This is a genomic window from Cyanobium sp. NIVA-CYA 375 (assembly GCF_056108345.1).
Genome location: NZ_JBSYHW010000247.1, coordinates 1 through 967 on the forward strand (window position 1 = coordinate 1; position 967 = coordinate 967).

At 66.8% G+C, this 967-nt stretch carries 1 protein-coding gene; it reads left to right on the forward strand.

All coding sequences use genetic code 11. The annotated features are described in order from the left end of the window. Positions 1 to 967, forward strand: a 967-nt coding sequence (locus AC01FP_RS17845) for a M16 family metallopeptidase (RefSeq protein ID WP_474482113.1), incomplete at both ends; no start/stop codon positions are given.

A 967-nucleotide genomic window follows, 5' to 3' on the forward strand; every position in this document is an offset into this window, starting at 1 on the left:
CTGTTCGATCCTGACGCGGTCGAACGGGAACGCGGCGTGTTGCTGGCAGCGCGGAGGGACCGGACCAACTACAGTCTGCTGGCGACCGCTGACCAGATCGACTTCATGTTTCCCGGATCGCGTTTCTCCACCCGCTTCCCCGCCCCAGGCCGCGAAGATGTGGCCACCGCCGATACGGCGACACTGAAGGCATTCTGGCAGCGCAATTACGTGCCGGGCAAGACCACGCTGGTGGTGGTGGGCGATTTCGACCCCGCCACCGTCGAGCAGATGATCCGCACCCGGTTCGCCGACTGGCCGGCCGCACCGGTCGATCCGCAGCCCGATGCGGGGCCAAGCGATCCAGACTATCGCGGCGCAACCGATATCTATCTCGACCCGGCGCTGGACGAACAGGTGGTCCTGTTTCGCAATGGCCCGTGGCTCGAAGAGCCGGACACGTTCGCCAACAGGCAACGCGACTGGCTTCGCGCCATCGGTGCCGGGGTGATAAACCGGCGCCTGCAGCGGCTCGCTCTCGCTGAAGACCCGCCCTTTCGCAATGCCGGGTTCGGCACCGGCGACGTGTTCGAGACCGCGCGGCAGACCTCCCTCACGATCAACGCCATCGAGGGGCAATGGCAGCGTGGGATGACTGCCGCCATGGCGGAATACCGCAAGGCGATGGCACACGGTTTCTCCGAGGCGGAAATCGCCGAGCAGGTCGCCCGCCTGCAAACCGCTTACGAGAATGCCGCCGCCGGTGCCGCAACCCGCAGCAACGCGGCATTCGTGAATGCGGCACTGCAATACGCTCGCGATGGCGAGGTCCCGGATTCGCCGGCCAGCCAACTGGCGCAGTTTGAAAGGATGGCCGCGCTCGCCACACCGCAGGCGGTGTTGCAGGTTCTGCGCGACCACGCCCTGCCGCTGGATGATGCCCTGATCCGCTTCCAGGGGCGGACATCCCCGGTCGGCGGCGCCGACG